The following is a 23099-nucleotide window of genomic DNA, read 5'->3' on the forward strand; positions in this document are numbered from 1 at the left end:
TTCTTTTTCGTTATGCTTCCGGCCGCGCTGTTTTCAGAAAGACGGCGGCGCGTTTGAAGCCGGGCATGCGGCAGGCCGGGTCGAGGGTGCTGTCAATGAGGCGGTTGATGTTCTGCCGCCCGCCCCAGTGCATCGGGGCAAACAGTGTGTCGCGCCGCACATCACCGGATACGACGCAGCGCAGGACGGCGGTGCCGCGTCGGGAGGTGAGCGTGACGAGTTCGCCGGAACGCACGCCGTAGTCGCGGGCAGTGTCAGGATGGACCGTGACGTATGATTCGAATTCGCGCGCGGCGAGCCGGAAGCTCCGGCGTGTCTGTTCGCCGGTTAAATAGTGGCTCATCGTGCGCCCGGTCGTGAGATAGAGCGGATACGCCGCGTCGACGGTTTCTTTCGCTCCTTCCTCCGCCGTCGGTTCCGTGAGAAAGTGGGCGCGTCCGTCTTCCGTCGCGAAGGAGTCGGTGAACAGCGTTTCCGATTCATCCGCGTCTTCGGACGGACAGGGCCAGAACACACCGGACTGCCGCCGGATCCGGTCATACGTGATGCCGTAATAATCGGCTTTGCCGCCGCGGGACGCGAGCCGGAGTTCGTTGAAAATATCCTCGGCAGTGCTGTAGGAAAAAAACTCACCTTTTCCCATCACCTCTGCCACAGCCATCATGATCTGCCAGTCGTGGCGGGACTCTCCCGGCAGCTCCCTGGATGCTTCACGCAGGGTAACGCGGCCTTCCACATTCGTCAGTGTTCCTTCATCCTCCAGATAGGAGCTCGTGGGAAGAATCACATCCGCGTACGCTGCCGATTCGGTCATAAACATCTCCGCTGCCACCATGAACGACACCGACGAAAAGGCGCGGTGCACAAGGTTGGCATTCGGGTTGGAGACGACCGGATTGGAGCCGATCAACAGCAGTGCCTGAATCTCTCCTTCATCCATCCGCTCCATCATTTCGTAGGCGGATACTCCTTTTCCCGGCAGGTCCGATTCCTGAATCCCCCACACATCTGCAATCCAGCGGCGGTGCTCGGGATTTTCGATGGAGCGGTAGCCGGGAAGCTGGTCGGCTTTCTGGCCGTGTTCGCGGCCGCCCTGACCATTCGCCTGACCGGTCACCGCTCCGTAACCGCACGCGTATTTTCCAATCTTGCCGGTCAGTAAAAGCAGATGCAGAAAGTGCCGCACGGTGTCGTGGCCGTCGACCTGCTGCTCGATGCCGCGTGCGGTCAGGATCATGCCGGTAGGGGCGGAGGCGAAACGGTAGGCTGCTTCTTCGATATCCTCGAGCCTGAGCCCTGTTTCCGCTGCATCCTTTTTTGGATTCACATCCGCAAGACGTGCCAGAAGATCATCATAACCGGCCGTCTGCTCCCGGCAGAACGCGTCGTCCTGCAGGCCGTGCTGCACCATATAGTGCTCCATCAAAAGCGCAAGCTGTTTGTCCTGACCAGGCTTTACTTTCAGATGAAGATCGGCCATGGCGGCGGTGTCCGTGTCCCGCGGATCGATGACAATCAGAAAGGAGCCGTTCTGGCGCGCTTCCTCAAGATACGGGACAAACGTCGGCTGACATTCGGCGACATTCGTGCCCGCGAGAATGATGCATTTGGCGTCGGGTATTTGATCGATATGGTTCGTGAAACCGCGGTCGAGACCGAATGTTTTCGTGCCGGCGGATGCGGCTGATGACATACAGAAACGACCGTTGTAGTCGACGTATTTCGTCCCGAATCCAACGCGGGCGAGTTTGCCGAGCAGGTACGCTTCTTCATTCGTAAGTGAGCCGCCGCCGTACAGCGACACGGCGTCCTTGCCGTGAGCTTCTTGGAGCGCGCGGAAGTTTTTCGCGATAAGATCAAGCGCTTCGTCCCAGCCGGCTTTCTGAAATTCTCCGTCCACTTTGATCAGCGGAGTGGTGATACGTTCGGGGTGCACCGCATGCTGGTAGGCGTTTTTGCCTTTGACGCAGAGCCGTCCTTTCGTCGTTGGATTGTCCACCCCGATCGTCCGGTAACGCAGGCGGCCGCCCTGCTTTTCCTCCAGCACTTTCTTTTTGCACTGCATGCTGCAAAACGGGCACTGCGTGTGATACACCTTTTCCGTTCCCGCACTCTGCTGGCGCGAGCGGAACGTTGCGAGCATCTGATCACTCATTATTTTTCCTCCTTCCGGCGAATTACGGCTGCAGCGCGGTTTCTTCCGCCGCGGCGGCGTTGATATGGGCGTCCAGCATGTCGGCAAGAACCGTCATGTCCACGTCGAGCAGTGTTTCCCGGATGGACGCCGGAGACAGTCGGACGACCCAGTCGGCAAACGTTTCGTTGAAAAAAGCCGTCTCCCGGTAATACTGCACGATTCCTTTTATCATATCTTCCAGTTCCTTCATATCGGCTGCAAAAATAATCATTCGTCCGCCGGCGCTTTCTGCGTGCATTTCCCACAGCCCATCATTCCAGACGACAGCCAGTTCCTGCCGGGAAAGCTCCGCTGGAAAAGCTTCCGCACTGCGGATCATAAACGGAGCCGGCAGCGACAGCGGAAACAGATGTCTTTCAAGCGTCATGAAAATCTCCTGCTGCTGCATCGTTTCCAGCTGGAACGGATACAGATTCGCGGACGGCTGCACGAAGCGCGGCGTGCCGGTGCGGCGGCAGACGGCGTCCACCTCTTCATCCGGTACACCGGAAAGGCGCAGCCGGGACCCTGGTTCGAAGGTCAGTTCAGCGCCGGGGAGGGTGTGCTTAAGTTCGAGCCACACCTGCATCCCCTCCGCGTTATCCGGTCCCCGGAGCGGCAGGGAAGTGACGGCATACGACCCGCCGCTCCCGCGTGTCATCCACGGCGCCTGCACAAGCTCCACCCGGCCGGTTACGGCAAAATAATACCGAAGCGCGGGCCGGCACGCATCGCAGCCGTTTCCACGCCAGTCCTGGGAGGCAAACACGTCGTCCAATCGCTGCCACGTTCCGGTGAAAATACGGTGCTGGACTTCTTCTTCCTCAAGGTCTGTACAAGAACAAAACACAGCCGGCGCCGCCTGGTCCCGGCAGCGTTCGAACACCTGCAGAAGTCCTTTCACGTCTTTGGCGCATCCGCCGCAGGACGTGGAGGCCCGGGTTTCTTTCTGGATGGTGGCGGTATCGGCTTCCTCTGTTGCTGCGATATGACGCAGGATCGTCTGTTTGTTCACCTGGTTGCACTTGCAAATCGTCGTCTCCGGCGCGCACTGGATGAGTGTCTCCTGTTTGCCTTCGCCGGAAAAAAGCTGTTTCTTCTCTGAGGCGGAGAGCGGCTTCTGGTTCCGGAGCCGCGCCGCGATATCGTCGGAAACCGCGGTGTCACCGAAAAGGACTGCTCCCTGCACCATATCGCGCGTCATGACGACTTTTTGATACAGCGGTCTGGTGCTATCCGCCTGTACGAGGACGTGACTGCCCTCGGGTTCTTCCATCGAACCGGCGGTAAACAGATCGATGCCGGCGATTTTCAGATGGCTGTACGACGTCGACCCGCGGTAGGGGGAGGGGGACTTTCCGGCCAGGTGGAGGGCGGCGGTGTGCGCCTGATCATACACCGGCGGCACGAGTCCGTACGTTTTGCCCCGGTGCTCCGCGCATTCACCGACCGCGTACACATCCGGTGCACTCGTCTGCATCACATCATCGACTGTAATCCCACGGCCGGCGTGGATGCCGCTTTCTTCCGCCAACCCTGTGTTCGGCCGGATTCCCGCCGCAAACAACACATCATCCGCAGCCAAAGTCCCGCCGTTTTCCAGAATGACGCCATCCGTGGCGCTGTCTCCAGTCACTTCCTGTACCGAGGTGTTGAAATGAAACCGGATGTCGTGTGTCTCCAGTTCGCGCTGGAGATACAAAGAAGCGGTCTCGTCGAGCTGCGGGTTCAACAAGGTGGCACCGCGCTGCACGACGTCGACCGCCGTACCCGCCTTTGCCATGCCGTACGCCGCTTCCAATCCGAGAAAACCGCCCCCGACAACCACCGTCCGTCCGCCGCGGGAGGCGGTCGTTTTCAGCCGCCGCGCATCCGCAAGCGTCCGGAACGTATGCACGTTTTCCTTTTCATCCCCTGGAATGTTCAAACGAACCGGGCACGCTCCGGTGGCAAGCACTGCTTTATCATAACGGCAGGAATCTCCGTTTTCGGTAAAAATAAGCTTCTGCTGCGGATCAATACGCGTGACGGGCGCTCCGGTGTGAAGGGTGATCCCGTTTTCGTCGTACCACGTGCGTGTATAAGGGTACAGCGCCGTCTCTTCGTGCTCCTGCTGGAGGTAGCTTGACAGCTTGATCCGATTGTACGGCAGAAACGGCTCCTCTCCGAACGCGTGAATCTCAAACGCACCCGGCGCCTCGGATACCACGGTCTCCATCAAACGCAGGCTGCTCATCCCGGTTCCAATCACAATCAAACGCTGTCTCATGCTCTTCCTCCTCTCTGTCTCCATTTTTACGAAAAATGCACCAGCCATCCATCTTTTCGATAGGAAATGTCACAACCTTTTTTATAAGGAAATCGAAAGCGCCGTGAATCATAGAAGTTCGGATGAAAAGTGGAACTTCTACGTCGCGCACATCTTGTGAGACTCCGAACAACTGCACATCGAAAACGCATTTCCCATCTATATATTATTTTTAAAACTTAAATTGCAATAATAAATGAAACAACCACATAATTCCATTATTGGTAATTGTAAAATGGGTGCCAACCCCTGTTCGAATCGGTCATTAGGAGACTGGTATCCCAGTATTTTGCTTGGGAGGGTGTTGCACCAATTCTGCCCATAGGAAATGACGGCATCGTCCAGGTCATCGATGGATTGTCCTTTGGGTATAAACCGCCGGATCAGTCCATTATGGTGTTCGTGACTCTCTCGATGGAGGTATAGGGGTCACTCCGAGATACGTGCAAAATTAGGACATAGTAAGGATAAATACTCCATATCCTCATATACTGTCACGGAAATATGAAACATTACTTTTCATGTTTATAAAACGCCACAGCAGCTTCAGCCATTTTAAGTATCTTATCGTGTAACCCTTTCGGTTCAATTACCTTTATTTGATCTGCAAACCCTAATATATATCCCTTGGCTTCGTCCTCGGTCTCAAACGAAAGTTTAACAGGTATCCAGCCTTCCTGACCTCTACTTTCAACTTCAACAATTTGAACAAATCGCCCCGAGAATTTTAGCCATGTCAAGATAGACGGTGCCACATCCACCCACACTTCGTAACGAGGCAAATTTTCTATAAATGCTTTTGTTGAGGATTCCCAATACTGAGCGAGGTTGAAATCCTTAGGTCTTTCAAATGTTTCTTCTATAGGCGTCGCGGACCGTATACGTGATGCCCTGTAATTTCGGATGTCATCGTTCTCTTTGGAAGCAATGAAGTACCAACGGCTTCCCTTAGCTACAAGTCCAAGTGGTTTTACAACACGTTCGTTCGTTTCCCCGTCCACACGTTGATATTCAATTTTTAATTTGTTTTCGTGCCATATCGCCTTTTTAAGGATCTCGAAAGACACCATTGTTTCCTTTCGCTGACGCCATGTACTCACGTCAACATGAATACGATTCCAGACATCTTTAGCGTTTTCACGGTAAATGGAAGGAAGCGAAGCGATCAATTTATTCCTGGCTTCTTCGGATGTACGTGCCAAGCCCAAATCATCAAGTAAATGTGTAGAAGAAGGAACAAATAACGCTCGGATTTCAGATTCCTTTAAACCTGTTAAATTGGTTCGATAATCCTCCAATAATGACCAGCCACCATTTTTGCCCCGTTCTGCTAAAACCGGGATACCGGTTCCACTTAAAGCCTCCATATCTCGATAAATGGTTCGTTCGGAAACCTCCAGTTTCTCTGCTAATTCTTTAGCTGTCAATTGTCCTTGTGATTGTAATAATAAAAGTATAGATACAAGTCGATCCCCTCTCATCAACCTCACCCTTTTTTATAAATTATTATGTTTATTTAATAAAATATGACATAGGTTGTCAAGAATAGTAATGTATATTAAGGATAACTCATTGGGATAACTCATTGGGATCACTGTTCGATTTGAAAACTTATGGTTGCAGTTCACAACAAATAAAGTTTTAGCCAGGAGGTGCAGCAGGTGATGCACAATCACATCATTTTACGCGATGTCAACGAAAATAATTTAAAAGACATTTCCCTTGAAATCCCGAAAAAGAAAATCACCATATTTACGGGTGTATCAGGATCTGGGAAGTCATCTATCGTCTTTGATACGATCAGTAAGGAAGCCCAACGGCAATTGAACCAAACCTTTACGACATTTATCCAAAATCGATTACCCAAATATACTCAACCGGACGCTTTGTCCATCGAGAATCTTTCCCCTGCTATGGTGATTGACCAAAAGCGTTTAGGTGGAAATGCTCGTTCAACACTTGGTACGGTCACAGATATCTATTCATGGCTGCGATTGTTATTTTCTCGTATTGGAAAACCGTTTATTGGCGAATCCAAAGTGTTCTCCTTCAATAATCCGGAAGGAATGTGTCCGGAGTGCCAGGGAATCGGACGAAGGATAGAGCCGAATGTAGAAAAGTTATTTGATACGACAAAGTCACTTAATGAAGGAGCGATTTTGTTTTCCACTTTCTCCGTGGGGACTTGGTACTGGCAGAAGCATTTGAACTCAGGTATATTCAATCCGGACAAAAAATTAAAAGATTACACAGATACAGAATGGCAAACGTTACTACATGGGAAAGACAAGAAAATCGTATTACCCTTAAAAAATGAACCCGTCAAGTATTTTGAAGGCGTTATAGACAGGTTTAGACGCATGTACTTGAAAAAAGAGATCAATCAATTATCGAATAATGTTAAGAAGTTTATCATCTTATCACATTGCACGGCATGCAATGGAACTCGATTAAGCCAAGAAGTATTAAACTGTAAAATTGATGGTTATAACATTGCTCAGTTCGCTTCGATGGAAGTAGGAGAATTGAGCAAGGTAATCGAAACGATAGAGGATCCAATAGCAATTCCTGTCATTTCCAACATTGCAAGTAGATTACTTAATTTGATGGACATGGGGCTTTATTATCTTACACTGAATCGGGAAACATCAACTTTATCGGGCGGTGAATCACAGCGCGTTAAAATGATACGACATCTCAATAGCAGTTTGACGGACATGATTTACATTTTCGACGAACCGAGTATTGGACTGCACCCTCGTGATGTACATAGGCTCAATGACATGCTGCAAAAACTCCGGGACAAAGGAAACACCGTGATCGTAGTTGAACATGACCGGGATGTTATTGCAATCGCTGATTATATTGTAGATGTTGGACCGCGGGCAGGCACAAACGGAGGAGAAATAGTTTATGAAGGAAGTGTTCTTGGGTTGTACGATGCTAATACATTAACCGGAAGATATATAAAATCTAGACAACTGATAAAAAAGGAAAGCCGCAAACCCAACGGATACCTTCCCATTGTCGAAGCCTCAAAACACAATCTAAAGAACGTGACTGTTGATATTCCATGCGGTGTACTTACGGCAATTACTGGCGTGGCAGGTTCAGGAAAAAGCACATTGATTTTTGATGAGTTTGTAGCACAGCATCCAGATGCCATTGTTATCGACCAAAAGCCTGTAGGTACCTCAATTCGGTCAAACCCGGCGACATATACGGGCATTATGGATGCCATTCGAGATACCTTTTCGCACGTTAACAAGGTAAGTAAATCACTTTTTAGTTTTAATTCAAAAGGGGCTTGCCCGGAATGCCAGGGGAATGGATTTATTTATACGGACCTTGCATTTCTTGAGGATATTAGAACTACTTGTGAAACTTGTCATGGTAAACGGTTTAAAGATGAGGTTCTTCAATATAAGTTAGATGGAAAATCCATTTCAGATGTTTTAGACATGACGGCATTTGAGGCACTGCAATTTTTTGAAAGAGAAGACATTTGCCGTACATTACAGGCACTACATGATGTAGGCTTAGACTATCTAACATTGGGACAGCCGTTAAGCACCCTTTCGGGCGGAGAATGCCAACGGATTAAACTTGCCGATGAGTTACACAAACATGGATACGTCTACATTTTGGATGAACCTACGACAGGTCTGCATATGTCGGACATCACTAACCTGCTTAACATTTTAAATCGCCTCGTTGAAAACGGAAGTTCTGTGATTGTGATTGAGCATAACATGGATGTCATTAAACAAGCGGATTGGATTATCGACCTTGGTCCTGATGGAGGACGCAAGGGTGGGAAAATTATGTTTGAAGGCACGCCTATGCAATTGACTAAAGAAGGACAATCATTAACGGCACGGTATCTAAGAGAAGATTGAACGGCTTTTAGTATCCACCTATTTAAAAGACTTAATATGACATAAGGTGTCAACATTATAGATTATACTATAGATATTACGAATTGAAGCAATGGAAAAATATTTTAATTATGTAAAGTGAGGAGAATGTAAATGAAATCTTTAAAGGGACAAATAGCTTTGGTAGCTGGTGGAACAAGAGGTGCAGGACGTGGCATTGCTATGGAATTAGGTGCTGCAGGAGCTACTGTCTATATCACTGGCCGTACGACAAGACACGAGATTTCTGAATACGGGCGCCCTGAAACGATTGAAGAAACAGCTGAATTGGTCAATCAGTTAGGCGGTCAAGGTATAGCAGTTCAAGTTGACCATCTTATACATGAAAAAGTACAGACCTTAATAGAAAGAATTGAGAAAGAACATGGAAGGTTAGATATACTAGTAAATGATATTTGGGGAGGTGAGTATCTCGTTGACTGGAATAATACGAGAGTATGGGAGCATTCGCTGAAAAAAGGCTTAAGAATGCTTCGTTTAGCTATCGATACTCATTTGATTACGAACCACTACGCATTACCGTTGCTCATCAAAAACGAAGGCGGACTTGTCATTGAAATGACCGATGGTACAAAAGAGTATAATAGTGAGAACTATCGCTTACCAATGTTTTATGATCTAGCGAAAAGCTCAGTCATCCGTATAGCAGAAGGGCTCGCTCACGAATTAAAACAGCATAATTGCACAGCTGTCTCTTTAACCCCAGGCTGGATGCGATCCGAAATCATGCTTGAAGAATATAGTGTCTGTGAAGACAACTGGTACGAGGCCACTAAAAAAGAACCCCATTTTGCTATTTCAGAAACAACCCGTTTTGTAGGAAGAGCCGTTGTAGCCCTCGCAGCGGATCCTAAACTTTCACGATGGAACGGCCAATCTCTTTCAAGTGGACAGTTGTCTAAAATTTATGGATTCACAGATTTGGATGGTTCACAGCCAGATAGTTGGCGGTATCTCTTAGAAGTTCAAGATGAAGGCAAGCCAGCTAATGTAGAAGGTTATCGATAAGGGAGTGCTCAAAATAGGATCAAACAAAGAAAGGGTCTATTCTTAATAACATTATAGGTTAAAAATTAAAAGTTTTGTTCCGGTTCAACCGATAACACAACACAATTAATATTGTGTTGTGTTATCGGTTGAAAAACCTTACAATGGATCTAGTTTATGCAACACAATTTACAAGAAGACACTAGGTTTGCAACGCAACACAATTTATGGAGGGGTTGTACATATGGATTTCCTTAACGAGTTCACATCTTATCTCCAGCAACAAGCAAAAAGTAACATTACCATCAAAGGATATAGGCAAGATATAAAACAATATTTCGAGTGGTTTCATAACTCGCATGGTAAAGAATGTAAATCCTTGTACCGTGAAAATGTATTGGAATATGTTAGCTTCTTAAAAAATGTCAAGAGACAAAACGCAAAAACAATCAATCGAAAGATTAGCAGTCTTTCCAAGTTTAATTTCTTCCTCATTAAAACAAATACACAGAACGATATCGTCGTAGATAAATCGGACATGTTAAAGGTTCAAACTTCTTATGCTTCCCCAACGAAAGTGACAGAAGTTGAGGTAAAACAGTTTTTGCAAAATGTATTGGAAAGTAGTAACAAGCGAAATTATGCCATCGTCGTTCTTATGGCTTACACCGGACTCCGTATTTCTGAGGCGCTTACCATTAAATTAGATGATTTTAATTTGCACACCGGCGAATGTATTATCCGAAATGGAAAAGGAGACAAGCAAAGAGTTGTGCTCTTTAACAGTAAGGTTACTCTTGCCCTAAGACACTATTTAAAAATACGAGATAAATACGCGACTGCAGAGCATTCGCCCTATCTTTTTATCAGCAAAAAACGGGACAGGTTAGATCGGACAGTCGTGAATCGCATATTTAAGCATTTTAGTGATTCGGTAACCCCTCATCAATTACGCCATTTCTTTTGTTCGAATGGGATTGAAAAGGGACTTAGTATTCATGAGGTGGCAAACCAGGCGGGTCATTCAAATGTTCATACGACTTTACTGTATACTAATCCGGATCAAGCAAAATTAAAAAATAAAATGGAACTGCTTTAAATATCCTTAAAAACTGGGGGATTTTCTATGTCATCCATTGATCGAACGGCATACCCACGTTTCAAACTTAACTTCAGCAAAAACGAATTAAACAAAGTTTACACACCCACGTTAGAGGAGTTGCAATGGATTCGTAGCATTGCTCGTGGATCTTCTTCTGCCCTTAACCTTACGGTTTTACTGAAATGTTTTCAAAATCTCGGGTACTTTCCAAGGCTGGATGATATACCTCACGTGATTATTACGCATATTCGAGACGATCTTCATCTCGATAACAGAGCGAGTGTTGGTTATCAAAACCATCGAACCCTTTATCGCCATTATCGATCCATTCGTGAATACGTAAACGTACGTCCTTTTGGAAGACAAGCCCAGAGAGTCGCCATGGATGCCATTCGACAATCAGCCGAAACCATGGATCATCCGGCTGATTTGGTAAGCGTGGCAGTTGCTGAACTTGTGAATCATTCGTATGAGCTCCCAGCATTTAGCACATTGGACCGGTTAGCTCGACGTATTCGTCGGCTCATCAATGAACAATATTTTCAAAACGTTTTTGAGCAGTTACCTCAAGAAAAACGTCAACACATCGAACAGTTGTTATATAAAAAAGAAGACCATTTTTACAGTCCGTATAATCGCTTGAAGCATTTACCTAAGAAACCCAATCTGTCCCAAATCAAAGAACAAATTGACCTCTACCATTGGTTGTTATCGTTTGGAGATGGGAACAAATACTTGGAGGGGATCCCTCCCGTGAAAATCAAACATTTTGCCGGACAAGCGAAAGTCTTGGATGTCCAAGAAATCAAAGACTTTAGCGATGCCAAACGTTATACCCTTGTGCTGTCTTTGATTAATGATGTTCAGATGAAAACCCGGGATAATCTCGCCACAATGCTGATGAAACGCATGGGTAATCTCCATAATTCCGGCAAAGACGAATTAGAAAAGATCCGTAACCAGCAACGGGAAAAGACCGAGCATCTCGTTTCAACATTCACGGAAGTTCTCTATACTTTGGAGGAGGATCCTTATGTCGAGGATGCCGGGCAAAAAATAAAAGATGTTTTGGAAGCACGAGGGAATGTCCGTACCCTGCTGGATGACTGTGAAGCCGTAGCGTCATATCATGGCAATAATTATTTGCCCCTGATTCTCAAATTCTTTCGGTCTTATCGCTCCACCTTGTTCCGTTTGGTGGAAACCCTGACCCTGACATCGACGAGTCAGGATACCTCCGTCCTACAAGCTCTGGGTTTTATCATAGAGCACCGTCATCGAAAAACCAATTGGTTGCCGGATGACGTTGACTTATCTTTTGCGACGGAGCAATGGAAACGAACGATGAGGGTGAAACAAAGCGGTGAATGGAAGCTTCACCGCAGGCATTTGGAAGTTTGCGTCTTTTCCTACATCGCCCAGGAGCTAAAGACCGGCGACATTTGTGTGCAAGGATCAGAAGCCTATGCTGATTATCGAGATCAATTGTTAAGTTGGGATGAATGCCAACCCATGCTGGAAGATTATTGCCAAGAAATGGGCTTTCCCATAGATGCTAAGGGATTTGTGAAACAGTTAAAAGTATGGATGACCCAACAATCAAAAGAGGTCGAACATGCGTATCCTCAAAAAGAGCACGTTGTAACCATCAATGACGATGGTCAGCCCATTTTGAAAAAACCGCCAAGGAACAAACCCGGTGCGACATTCAAACGTCTAGAAACTTCCATCGAGGAACATATGCCTGAGCATCATGTCATCGATATGCTTGGTAATGTGGATCATTGGGTGAACTGGAGTCGTCACTTTGGTCCTCTATCGGGGTCAGATCCCAAGTTGGAGCGTCCGAAAGAACGATATATCTTGAATACATTTACGCACGGGTGTAATTTGGGACCCAATCAAGCAGCACGGCATATGCGAGAAAATATCACGCCCAAAACGCTTTCCTTTGTTCATCAACGCCATGTTACGACGCAGAAATTGGACAAAGCCAATCAAGATATTATCAATGCCTATGCAACCTTGGATCTTCCCCAACGATGGGGAACCGGACAGACAGCTGCAGCTGATGGCACCCAGCGTGATACGTATGAGAACAATTTGCTTGCCGAAAATCATATTCGCTATGGCGGATATGGGGGCATTGCTTATCATCATATATCGGATAATTATATCGCCTTATTTAGCCATTTCATTCCTTGCGGGGTATGGGAAGCTGTCTATATTATTGAGGGCCTTTTACAGAACGAGTCCGATGTTCAACCGGATAAGCTGTTTGCCGACACGCAGGGGCAATCCACACCGGTCTTTGCGCTCAGCTATTTATTAGGCATCCAACTCATGCCGCGCATTCGGAATATCAAAGCCTTAAAATTCTACCGTCCCACAAAGGATACAACATATGAACATATTGATGCGTTATTTAGCGATGCCATTGATTGGCCATTAATCGAAACGCATTGGCAAGATCTTATGCGGGTCGTGCTTTCCATAAAAGCCGGCAAAATGTCGTCGCCTCTTCTTCTTCGGAAGCTTAGCAATTATAGTCGTAAAAATCGCCTGTATCAAGCCTTCCGTGAACTCGGACGTGTCGTTCGTACCGTTTTCTTATTATTCTATATCTCTGATATGGATGTAAGAAAACAAATTACAGCCGAGACCAACAAAGTGGAAGCTTTTCATGGCTTTTCGGAGTGGCTTTCATTCGGTGGAAAGGGAATAATCGCTACAAACGATCCGGAGCAGCAAGAAAAGATAATAAAGTACAATGAATTGGTATCCAATGCCTTGATCTTTCACAATGTTGTGGATCTTACGAATGTATTACGTTCTTTATCAGAGGAGGGGTATGAGGTACATACCGATGATATTAGCCATCTAAGCCCTTACTTGATGAGCCACATTAAAAGGTTTGGAGAATACACGATTAACTTGGAGATAGCACCTCATCCAGTCGATGGACGATTGGTATTAGATTAATAGATGGGATTATTTCCCATACTATGTCCTAATTTTACATGTATCTCGGAGCCCCCCCGTATAGGGGTGCGTATAATAGACGCTTATCTGGTCACAATCAACGGCCTCGGTCAGCTCACTGAATTCGGAACCGTTGTCGGATGTGATAGATGGAAAAATGGATGAAAAAGCGTCATCAAATCTGGTTTTGAGCCGCTGGACAGCTTGGTTCACAGCTTCCGCTGTTTTGGCCGCGATTTTCATGATAAGTTTCCGGCGTGTCTGCCGTTCGGTCAGAGTTAAGAGGGCAGCCCCTTTCCGGCGTGGTCTAGAACCGTATCGATTTCCCTGGGTTAGAATGGAGAAATACTGTGTCGCAATCTGTTTTTCACCAAACCACCGATACGGAGTCGTACGTTCGTGAGGGAAGAGAATGATTGCTAATCCCACATCCTAATTCTTTAATTCCAGCTAACAGACTTCGTTTACACTCTTTCAAGAATCTGGACCTGATCCCGTATCCAAGTGAGATTCGTAACGAAAAAGTGTTCAATCTTATCAACCAAAAAACTTTAATCTAGCAGTTACACATCTCAGTTTTCATCCTTTGAATACTTCCAAACGTGCATATGCATGGTAAGATGCATATACACGAAACTCCTAACCTTTCTTGTTTCTAGGCAATTCAAGGATAAAAGGAGCTTGCGTGTTTTTTTACGCTCAAAAATGTTTAAAAATTCAAACATTTATTGTAAAGCCACATGTGAATCCAAAAAGGCATCCATAGGGTTTATTGGAAGGTTATAGACCCCATGAATGCTAGATACCTTGCAACTGTATAGCTTAGTACAACATGTTAAGATCACTCTCAATGTGTCCTTGATGAGTATACACGTGAGAATATCCTCCCCTAGATCCTTTAGTTATGCCATAAAGAGTTTGACTACTATACACTCTTCCTCCACTGTCGCACCCACTGTAGACATGGTAGTACCTCTTAAACCATAGAATTGCGAACCAGAAATTTCATAACTTACATCAGTACTAGACAAAGTACCGCATTGAGCTGATCCACTTGCGAATCCTGTCTGACAAACCGGAATTCCTTCTGAATCCTGTATCTCGTCTTGATCTCCTGTTAATTGTCTGATTGCATTATTTATACTAATAGCGCCTGTCGGTTCACCAGATGTTAGAATGATGCCCATAGCCTCTACTGCACTAAAATATTTCCAGTAGTCTTCACTATTATAACTAACTATTTACACTAATAAATTTAAATGTTAATTTATAGGTAGATTCAATACATAAAAGGAGTTTTTTGGAATGAAAAAATGGGTCTAAACCATAATATGTTCTTGACTGCTTAATACTGAACTTTCTCTTCATTACACTCCAGCAAAATGCGTTGCTTGTACCCTTCGGGATTGCGAGTGAAGTAATGTCGACGCTGCAGAGCTTTGATTTTATTATTTTTGCCTTCGACGGCTGCATTCGTATAACGGAGTTTGTGATAATTACAAATCTCTTCCTGCCAAGTCTGCATCGTTTTTAAGCAGGACTTCACGGCTGGATGATCGATGGATGCTCCATCCTGCAGCCATCTCTGAAATCCTTTTTTGGCAAGGTTATAGGAGGAACTTTTGTCGTACCAATCCATAAATGATTCTTTCCAGGCATGGGCTTGTTGAAGCAGCGGGGAATAAGACAGTAAAACAGAGAGCTCCTGCTGTTCCCTTTCCGTGAGACGATCCTGTCGTTTCCCTATCAAGTGGTGATTACGCTTTAGATGACGGCCGGCGTGAGGGGTTAACTTTTTTTGTTCCGTCTTCCGGATATGCTGCAGCGCCTCTGTGACGTAACGATTCACGTGATATCGGTCCGCTATGCGAATGGCAGAGGGATAGATTTCCTTGACAAACCTATGGTAACTGCGTGCTAGATCAAGAACGACAGCTGTTGGTTGAAGGGTCCTCCATTCGGGGTTTTTCTCGATATAATCATGAAGTTCTTCCTTCGTGCGGCCGGGAATCACATCAAGAAATGTTTCGCCGCGCAAATCATGCAACCCCGTGTTATAGGTGTGACCTTTTCGAATCGCAAAATCATCCAGGCCTAAAACAAGGGTTGGACGAGCCGCGGCTTCTTCCCTGCATTCCTTTTGGATACGTTGACTTTCGGTGTTCATCCATCGGTAAAACCATCGCGTCAGAGAGGTAACCGGCATCTGTAACAAGGCCGCTGCGTGTTTCACGGTGGCCCCTACCACATAAGAAGAAGCCTGCTTTTCAAATCTTTTGGTGACCTGTTTTTTCGGTTCTACGTCCTCGTAATCCCAGACAAAAGAAACCTTACAGGAATGACAATAAAGCCGAATGGCTGGCAGATGGAGAAATACTTTAGAACCAAAGGCTGCAAGGTCTCTTACTTTCCGGCGATAAGCCACACCGCGCCTAATAACGCGTTCTTTCGACCGGCAGGTTGGGCAGGACTGCAGCGAAGTGCAGGGTTCCACCCCAAATTCGATCGTATCCATCTCTTTTTGAACGGAGGTAATCCTTAACTCTGGCAGGTCTAATAAATCATTGATAGAATGAAAGTACATCTGTATCCCTCTTTTGTTGGTTGGTGGTACTTTCAACATAACAGAGGGGCAGGTGTTTTTCATTTATGAGGGCCATTTAAACGCATCTATTTTATTGTCAAGAACATGTTTCGGTGTAGATCCGAAAAAATTATTTAGTTTATTTTTCGTTGCTATCATTATAGCTGTGTCTGTATCGTCGCAATCGGCTATTGCAGAGACAAATCAATCAAAAGTAGCAAATTCAAGTAAAAAAGAAGCAGAACAAATTAATAAAGAAGCAGAACAAATTAAACCTTATATAAATTCTAAGGGCACTTTCGTAGAATTTAATAAAGAAGAAGCGATTAAAAACGGTGTAAATAAGAATCTTGCTGAAAAAACCGCGGATGATATAAAAAAAATTAATCAAGAGATAAGAGATAACCAAAACAAGATAATGAGATCAGTTACTCCTAATTGTCGTGGTGTAACTAAAGTCAATGATAATTGGTTTGACAATGTAATTTATTTAGACTCATGCAAAGCCCAAACTTTAGAAAATGCTTTGCAAGCAGGTGCTACTGCTTCAACTCTATCAGCGATTTTACCTCACATGACTATACCAGGATCAATCGCTGCGGGTTTTTTAAGCGTTGGCGAAATAGCTGTCTCTTCAGCAAATAATGGGAATACTGGAATTAGAATAAGGACTTCGAATTCAGGAGACTTATATTGGATACATTCTCAATAACAGGAGAATAAAATGTTATGAATAGTCTAATGGTAATAAGAAATATTTTGAGGGTGTTATTGCTTGTTACAGTCGTAATTAATGGTATCTATTCAGTTTTAGGGATGATTCACCCCTATCAATATGAAGTACCTTCTATAACTTTTTATCCTATGTTGCCAATACTTTTAGCTTTAATTTATATAAATAATCTTATAAAGAAGCTAAATGAAAATAGCCGTTAAATTAATTGATAGACCAGTTTAATGACAACTCTTTCATCAACTGCATCCAACTTATTTCTTCCGAAGCTTTGATAAAGGAGGCCGGGCCTACGCTGTGCGTATGGCTTTTGGCGCGCTTATTATCAAGACCGGCTAGGGATCAGTGACCGGGAATTGGTGGAACAGGTCTGTGAGAATCCGTACCTTCAGTACTTTCTTGGGCTGTCTGCTTACCAGGAGGAGCCTCCGTTTCATGCCTCCTCGACGACCCATTTTCAGAAGCGTATCTCTCCCGACATGATTCAGCAGGTTAATGAGTGGATCACAGTGTCGCAACAGGAAGACCGGACATCCGATGACGATGATCTTCCGGATTCCGGGTCGGATGCAGGATTATCAGATCCTGCATCCCCAACAAGACGCATGATACAAAGCCTCCCCATAAAGGGTATCTATTGCTGGATGCTACATGCAATTCGGCGGATATAGCTTTTCCAACCGATGTAAATCTTCTCAATCAGGAAAGAAAAAACTGGAGGCCATCATTGATACATTGCATGAACCACAGCATGGTTTGGCAGCCAAACCGAGAACCTATCGCAGCAATACCCGGAAGGAATACTTGAAGATCACCAAACAAAAACAGCTGCAGTGTGTGCGTCGGGATTTCCGACATATCGCCGAAGGGGCATCGCGATCCGGACTGTTTCTTCTTTCAAGACCTCAGTACCGGGATCTGTTGGTCATACAGGAGGTATACCGGCAGCAGAAACAAATGATGGCTAACCGAACAACACAAATAGACCACCGGATTGTCAGCTTGACACAGCCGGTTCTAAGTCAATTTTTGGGGTGGAGGCTGTCGGCCTCTGCCCCTTTATCCTAGTTGAACATCCTGATCTTTCATCTGATGGTGTAATAAAATTTTACTCCGCAGCTGATCATATCGATGAAACCCAAAGGCATGGGATAAATTCAGATACCGTTCTAAATACCAGTACTGCTTCTCACTCAGGCTTTCGAGGGATTTGTGAAAAACATGTTTCATGCGTTTGCACTTCTTGCGGTCGTATTCATGAAAGTCTTTCTCAACGTTCCGGAGAACCAGATCCAGGGCCCAGTAAATATACTGGCAGAAATGAAAACGGTCCGCGATGATGATCGGAGATCCTAATGCCTGCTGGACAGCGGATTTAAAGGAAGGGCTCCTATTCCACCACCACGATCTCCACCTTCGCCCCTTTTTCCCGTAAATATGGTTTGATGGTGACAGCTGTACGATCGATAAGGACTTGATACTTCCCATGGTCTGTATCACCTTTATACTCAGCAATGACCCCGGGTAGTTCTTTCACTTCCTGGATCATAGGTGCCGCCAGACGGTCAAACCGCCGCATAGCTGTTGAAGGAGACGTAAAAACGGACCTGCGGTATCTTTAAATTTCTTACCTTGAATGGTCCGAAGACCTAATGCTTGATTCCATTCCCCGTGTGACATTGATAACTCTCCACCACACGGTTTTTTCCGGAAACTTCTTACCACAGGAACAGACATAACGCCGCTTTCGGTAAAATAGACACGATGTCCGTTCAAACAAAAACCGGGCACATTCATGGTAAAATGCTTAGACACGCAACTCCTATCCTTTCTTGTTTCTGGACAATTCAAGTATAAAGGATAAGGGAGTTTGCGTGTTTTTTTAGCACGAAATGGTTTTAAAACCCCAACATTTATTGTAGAACCCAGGCAGGTCTCTTTCGGCTGCTGGGGCACCTCCTCATATAAATATCAGATAGGGAAAGGGGTCCCATTGATTTTCTTTCGCTGTTTCGATGATGCTGTAAATAATCGCGGTCGCCTGAGCGCTGAGGGGCGTTTGAGAAAAAAGCCAGTTTTTGCGGCCGATCACAAACGGTTTCATCGAACGTTCACTGCAATTGTTATCCATTTCCAACCGCCCGTCTTCCATGAATACAGTTGACCGATCCCATTGATTCCGGACGTATTTGATAGCTTCGCCGAGAGCACTTTTAGGGAGCACTTGGGCTGCCTGGGTTTGAAACCATACTGAAAAAGCATCCAGAAAGGATGTGTGTACTGCTGCCGGGTGAGCCGGAATTGTTTTTCATACCAGGTCACTTTCGTTTCCAGCTCCGCGTTTTTGGCTTCAAACAAGCGGGCTCGTGTTTCCCATTCTACTGTTGTTGCCAGGGTATCATTCGTTGGTTTTGTCCTAATCATGCATTACTTGCCTTTCTAAAAGAAACAAAATCACGTTTCTCCCGTCGAAAGGGGTAGAACGAAAAAAGGACGAAAAGAGGGGGAGAAGACATGGTAAAAAAGACAGGTCTGGTCCTGCTTGGCGTTGTCCTGCTTTTGATGTCCGCCTGCAGCAATGAAGAATCTTCTGACAGTCAGGCGCAGCGCTCGTCGGAAGGTTCGGCGGGAGGAACGGCGGACACGGAGCAGTCCACGGCCGATCAGGCGTCGGATCAAGCGTCCAATAGTGCACAGGAAGACACGACGCAGGAAGACGCCGCGTCGGAGCGGATGGTGATTCACAGCGGAAGTTTGACGCTTGAAGTGGAAGAATACGACGCGGCCCGGTCGGATATTGAGACGCGGGTGAACGAGATGGGAGGCTATATCGTCGAATCCAGCGTGCAGCGTTCCGGAGATGAAGCACGGGAAGGATCGCTGTCGGTACGGATTCCGCAGGAACAGTTCTCTACGTTTATGACGGATATGGAAGGAGTCGGAACCACGGTGCTGGATCGTTCCACCCAAGGGGAAGACGTTACCGAAGAATACGTTGATCTCGAATCACGTCTGCGTTCCAAAGAAACCCAGGAAGAGCGGTTGACAGCATTTATGGAAGAAGCCGGGAACACCGACGCGCTCCTGCAGATCTCGGAAGACCTGTCCGCGGTGCAGGAGGAAATCGAGAAGCTGAAAGGGCGGATGAATTACCTGGAAAACCATAGCGCTAACGCCACCGTCGACATTACCCTGCAGGAACGCGGATCCTCATCGCTGCAGAGCGGGGAAGACCTGAACACGTGGGAAAGATCCACGCAGCTCTTCACGCGGACCCTGAACGGTATTGTCTCCGCCGCATCCGGCATCGCCGTTTTTTTCGTCGGCCTGTCGCCGGTGCTCGTGCCGATGCTGCTTCTTGCCGCAGGCACCGCATTCTATTATAGAAAAAAGAGAAAACATGAAGAGTAAAACGTATATCATGTCCCTATGCATGGGGCTTCTTATTGCCGGGTACGGTAAGGAAACAGAAAAACCCAGAGAGGGCATCGAGTACGAATCTTTTCACAAAGGTACAGAGACCGTTCTGGTGTCTGCCGAAGAATCAAAGCAACAACAGCAGTGACTGTCTAACACCCTGAACTGACCGTCTTTTTAAAAGGCTGTCGTTTCTTTTTTTGACGTTTTGGGTACCATACAACAATACGCCCAGTAAATACTCAAAACGTACCCATAATAAAGGCGATAGCACCTTTTATTTTTTAGATTTTTGTATTACAATGTAATACAAAGGAGGGGAGATTATGTCTACTATTTCCTTGCGCATGAATGAAGAAGAAGAAAAATTAATTAAAGAATACGCCAAAATAAATAACCTTAGCATATCCGAGTTACTCCGTTCTTCTGTTTTAGAAAAAATTGAAAATGACATTGACTTGAAACTCTATCATCAAGCAATGAAAGACCATCACAATGATCCAAACGATATTTCCTTTGATGAGATGATGAAGGAACTGGACTTACCCCAATGACAGCATACCAGGTAAGATTTGAAAAAAGAGCGCAAAAAGCGTTAAAAAAAATGGATAAGTATCAGGCTGGCATCATTATGGCCTGGATTAAGAAGAATTTAGAAGGCACCGCCGAGCCTGGAGTACACGGCAAAGGATTAACAGCAAACAGATCCGGGGAATGGCGATATCGCGTAGGCGAATATAGAATCATTGCCCATATCGATGATGAGGCGATCACTATTCTAATTTTAGAAGTTGGCCATCGGCGTGATATATATGAACGCGGAAAACCATAACCCGGACTGCTTTGGAATGTCCCATTTGAAACAAATATATGTCTAACATCATGGAACCGACCATCTTTTCTAAGGATGTCGGTTCCATTCTAAAATGCTCTTTTCCATTCAAGAACTGGATACTGCTACGGCTGTTGATTATCCAAATATAGGAATCGTTTCGTCGGACTCCACCTTTCCTTCCCGCTTTCCGCGGGCGTTGGGCAGACGGCTTCGTCCAACGAAAAAGAAAGGGGATACATGCTTTGATCACAGATGCCCCCTCCTCATAGAACCCTTTCCCATTCCTTTATATGGTAAATCAACAGGCGTGGTTTCTCCCGTCGAAAGGGGTAGAACGAAAAAAGGACGAAAAGAGGGGGAGAAGACATGGTAAAAAAGACAGGTCTGGTCCTGCTTTTGGCGTCTGCCTGCAGCAATGAAGAATCTTCTGACAGTCAGGCGCAGCGCTCGTCGGAAGGTTCGGCGGGAGGAACGGCGGACACGGAGCAGTCCACGGCCGATCAGGCGTCGGATCAAGCGTCCAATAGTGCACAGGAAGACACGGCGCAGGAAGACGCCGCGTCGGAGCGGATGGTGATTCACAGCGGAAGTTTGACGCTTGAAGTGGAAGAATACGACGCGGCTCGGTTGGATATTGAGACGCGGGTGAACGAGATGGGAGGCTATATCGTCGAATCCAGCGTGCAGCGTTCCGGAGACGGAGCACGGGAAGGATCGCTGTCGGTACGGATTCCACAGGAACAGTTCTCTACGTTTATGACAGATATGGAAGGAGTCGGCACCACGGTGCTGGATCGTTCCACCAAGGGGGAAGACGTTACCGAAGAATACGTTGATCTCGAATCACGTCTGCGTTCCAAAGAAACCCAGGAAGAGCGGTTGACAGCATTTATGGAAGAAGCCGGGAACACCGACGCGCTCCTGCAGATCTCGGAAGACCTGTCCGCCGTGCAGGAGGAAATCGAGAAGCTGAAAGGGCGGATGAATTACCTGGAAAACCATAGCGCTAACGCCACCGTCGACATTACCCTGCAGGAACGCGGATCCTCATCGCTGCAGAGCGGAGAAGATCTGAACACGTGGGAAAGATCCACGCAGCTCTTCACGCGGACCCTCAATGGTATCGTCTCCGCCGCATCCGGCATCGCCGTTTTTTTCGTCGGCCTGTCGCCGGTGCTCGTGCCGATGCTGCTTCTTGCCGCAGGCACCGCATTCTATTATAGAAAAAGGAGAAAACATGAAGAGTGAAACGTATATCATATCCCTATGCATGGGGCTTCTTATTGCCGGATGCAGCAATGAAACAGAAAACATTCAAGAAAGGAAAACAAGCAGCGTGGAAGCTTCCGATTTTTCACTGGAAGTAAGTGCTCCCGCCACCGTGGAAGCAGGAGAATCGATGCAGGTGCAAGCTGTGTTAACGTATCGCGGCAACGAGGATATCGACCTTTATCACGGTGAACCTATTGTAAGGATGTCTTATTCCGGGGAAGAGGGAGCGAATGAATATAACGATATAGGAATACAATCCACCCTGCAGCCCGGCGGTAAGATGAAAGCGAAGAAAACCTTTGACGTCAAAAAATCGGGCACGCAGCACGTATCCGCCTCCACGACCTCTCTCAAGGTAGATGGAGAATATATAGAAGGAAAAGGAAAGGAAGAGGCTGTCACAGATGATATGGGAGAGATACCTAAAAATGCCGCCCAAAGCGAATTAGTGGTGGATCCTATCGAAATAGAAACTAAATAAACAGGGAGACAATGTTACTTCGCATGTAAACCTGCATATTTGGCATGTAAATCGCTTTGTTCGGCATGTAACAGGCCGCGTTCAGCCGGTAACGTACGGTTTGGATCGTATTGTTGTTCATTTGGCATGTAAATGGAGGGATTCGGCTCGTACCCGTCGACGTTTGGCTGATAAATATCCTTGGCCGGTGCTCATCCATTCCCGTAGGCAAAAAAGAAACGATGGCACAGAATGCTTAAATCCAGCATCCCATTCCATCGCTTAGGTTAACGGAATCGTCTTTA

16 protein-coding genes and 5 pseudogenes are annotated in these 23099 nt (G+C 46.3%); 13 read left to right on the forward strand and 8 right to left on the reverse strand.

Features of this window, described 5'->3' with window-relative positions; all coding sequences use genetic code 11:
• Positions 1 to 10 precede the first annotated feature (10 nt).
• The 4 genes and pseudogenes from nasC to BM124_RS08735 all read right to left on the reverse strand — a co-directional run bounded on the left by nasC (position 11) and on the right by BM124_RS08735 (position 5965).
• On the reverse strand, positions 11 to 2155 hold the full coding sequence (gene nasC, locus BM124_RS08725) for an assimilatory nitrate reductase catalytic subunit NasC (protein WP_093336862.1): 2145 nt from the start codon (positions 2153 to 2155) through the stop codon (positions 11 to 13).
• A 22-nt stretch (positions 2156 to 2177) separates the two neighbouring features.
• A complete protein-coding gene (locus BM124_RS08730) occupies positions 2178 to 4445 on the reverse strand; it encodes an FAD-dependent oxidoreductase (protein WP_170841061.1) in 2268 nt (755 codons plus the stop codon).
• A 198-nt stretch (positions 4446 to 4643) separates the two neighbouring features.
• Positions 4644 to 4898: pseudogene (locus tag BM124_RS19720) on the reverse strand (hypothetical protein); the annotation flags it as partial.
• 98 nt (positions 4899 to 4996) lie between these two features.
• Positions 4997 to 5965, reverse strand: coding sequence for a helix-turn-helix transcriptional regulator (locus tag BM124_RS08735; protein WP_093336865.1), 969 nt, complete (start codon positions 5963 to 5965; stop codon positions 4997 to 4999).
• A 183-nt stretch (positions 5966 to 6148) separates the two neighbouring features.
• Between BM124_RS08735 and BM124_RS08740 the strand changes: the two genes are divergently transcribed.
• The 4 genes from BM124_RS08740 (at position 6149) to BM124_RS08755 (ending at position 13493) form a co-directional block, all read left to right on the forward strand.
• A complete protein-coding gene (locus BM124_RS08740) occupies positions 6149 to 8383 on the forward strand; it encodes an ATP-binding cassette domain-containing protein (RefSeq protein WP_093336866.1) in 2235 nt (744 codons plus the stop codon).
• A gap of 132 nt (positions 8384 to 8515) precedes the next feature.
• On the forward strand, positions 8516 to 9430 hold the full coding sequence (locus tag BM124_RS08745; RefSeq protein WP_093336868.1) for an SDR family oxidoreductase: 915 nt from the start codon (positions 8516 to 8518) through the stop codon (positions 9428 to 9430).
• 223 nt (positions 9431 to 9653) lie between these two features.
• Positions 9654 to 10508 carry a tyrosine-type recombinase/integrase gene (locus BM124_RS08750; RefSeq protein WP_093336870.1) on the forward strand — a complete coding sequence of 285 codons (855 nt, stop codon included), beginning with the start codon at positions 9654 to 9656 and terminating at the stop codon, positions 10506 to 10508.
• Between the two features lie 27 nt (positions 10509 to 10535).
• A complete protein-coding gene (locus BM124_RS08755) occupies positions 10536 to 13493 on the forward strand; it encodes a Tn3 family transposase (protein ID WP_093336872.1) in 2958 nt (985 codons plus the stop codon).
• 39 nt (positions 13494 to 13532) lie between these two features.
• On the opposite strand, the pseudogene BM124_RS19580 reads toward BM124_RS08755, so the two are convergent.
• Together BM124_RS19580 and BM124_RS19270 are read right to left on the reverse strand one after the other, a co-directional pair.
• Positions 13533 to 13819, reverse strand: a pseudogene (locus BM124_RS19580) (IS30 family transposase); the annotation flags it as partial.
• 1019 nt (positions 13820 to 14838) lie between these two features.
• Positions 14839 to 16116, reverse strand: a complete 1278-nt coding sequence (locus tag BM124_RS19270) for an ISL3 family transposase (protein WP_244504285.1) — start codon at positions 16114 to 16116, stop codon at positions 14839 to 14841.
• Here BM124_RS19270 and BM124_RS08770 point away from each other — a divergent pair.
• From BM124_RS08770 to BM124_RS08785, 3 genes and pseudogenes are all read left to right on the forward strand, one after another.
• Positions 16094 to 16789, forward strand: coding sequence for a hypothetical protein (locus BM124_RS08770; protein WP_170841062.1), 696 nt, complete (start codon positions 16094 to 16096; stop codon positions 16787 to 16789). The genes BM124_RS19270 and BM124_RS08770 overlap by 23 nt on opposite strands.
• Positions 16790 to 17142: 353 nt before the next feature.
• Positions 17143 to 17481: pseudogene (locus tag BM124_RS19725) on the forward strand (transposase); the annotation flags it as partial.
• Positions 17482 to 17545: 64 nt separating this feature from the next.
• The gene (locus tag BM124_RS08785; protein ID WP_090926590.1) at positions 17546 to 17878 is read left to right on the forward strand and encodes a hypothetical protein; all 333 of its coding nucleotides are present in this window, start codon (positions 17546 to 17548) and stop codon (positions 17876 to 17878) included.
• Here the strand turns inward: BM124_RS08785 and BM124_RS19280 are convergent.
• Both BM124_RS19280 and BM124_RS08795 read right to left on the reverse strand, forming a co-directional pair.
• Positions 17870 to 18590 (reverse strand): annotated as a pseudogene (locus BM124_RS19280) (transposase); the annotation flags it as partial. The gene BM124_RS08785 and the pseudogene BM124_RS19280 sit on opposite strands and share 9 nt — an antisense overlap.
• A 183-nt stretch (positions 18591 to 18773) precedes the next feature.
• Positions 18774 to 19076, reverse strand: a pseudogene (locus BM124_RS08795) (IS66 family transposase); the annotation flags it as partial.
• Positions 19077 to 19324: 248 nt separating this feature from the next.
• Here BM124_RS08795 and BM124_RS08800 point away from each other — a divergent pair.
• The 6 genes from BM124_RS08800 (at position 19325) to BM124_RS08820 (ending at position 22815) form a co-directional block, all read left to right on the forward strand.
• Positions 19325 to 20221 carry a DUF4349 domain-containing protein gene (locus tag BM124_RS08800; RefSeq protein WP_093336883.1) on the forward strand — a complete coding sequence of 299 codons (897 nt, stop codon included), beginning with the start codon at positions 19325 to 19327 and terminating at the stop codon, positions 20219 to 20221.
• Complete coding sequence (locus BM124_RS18920; RefSeq protein WP_170841064.1) at positions 20211 to 20375, forward strand: hypothetical protein; 165 nt, start codon at positions 20211 to 20213, stop codon at positions 20373 to 20375. Before BM124_RS08800 ends, BM124_RS18920 begins: the two co-directional genes overlap by 11 nt.
• A 178-nt stretch (positions 20376 to 20553) precedes the next feature.
• A complete protein-coding gene (gene relB, locus BM124_RS08805) occupies positions 20554 to 20781 on the forward strand; it encodes a type II toxin-antitoxin system RelB family antitoxin (protein ID WP_090926587.1) in 228 nt (75 codons plus the stop codon).
• Entirely contained in the window at positions 20778 to 21059 is a 282-nt protein-coding gene (locus tag BM124_RS08810) for a type II toxin-antitoxin system RelE family toxin (RefSeq protein ID WP_093336885.1), read from the forward strand. Before relB ends, BM124_RS08810 begins: the two co-directional genes overlap by 4 nt.
• A 369-nt stretch (positions 21060 to 21428) precedes the next feature.
• On the forward strand, positions 21429 to 22310 hold the full coding sequence (locus BM124_RS08815; protein WP_093336886.1) for a DUF4349 domain-containing protein: 882 nt from the start codon (positions 21429 to 21431) through the stop codon (positions 22308 to 22310).
• Complete coding sequence (locus BM124_RS08820) at positions 22300 to 22815, forward strand: hypothetical protein (RefSeq protein WP_093336888.1); 516 nt, start codon at positions 22300 to 22302, stop codon at positions 22813 to 22815. Before BM124_RS08815 ends, BM124_RS08820 begins: the two co-directional genes overlap by 11 nt.
• Positions 22816 to 23099 lie beyond the last annotated feature (284 nt).

It is taken from the genome of Salibacterium halotolerans, from assembly GCF_900115625.1.
In the GTDB taxonomy this organism is placed as follows: Bacteria; Bacillota; Bacilli; order Bacillales; family Marinococcaceae; genus Salibacterium; species Salibacterium halotolerans.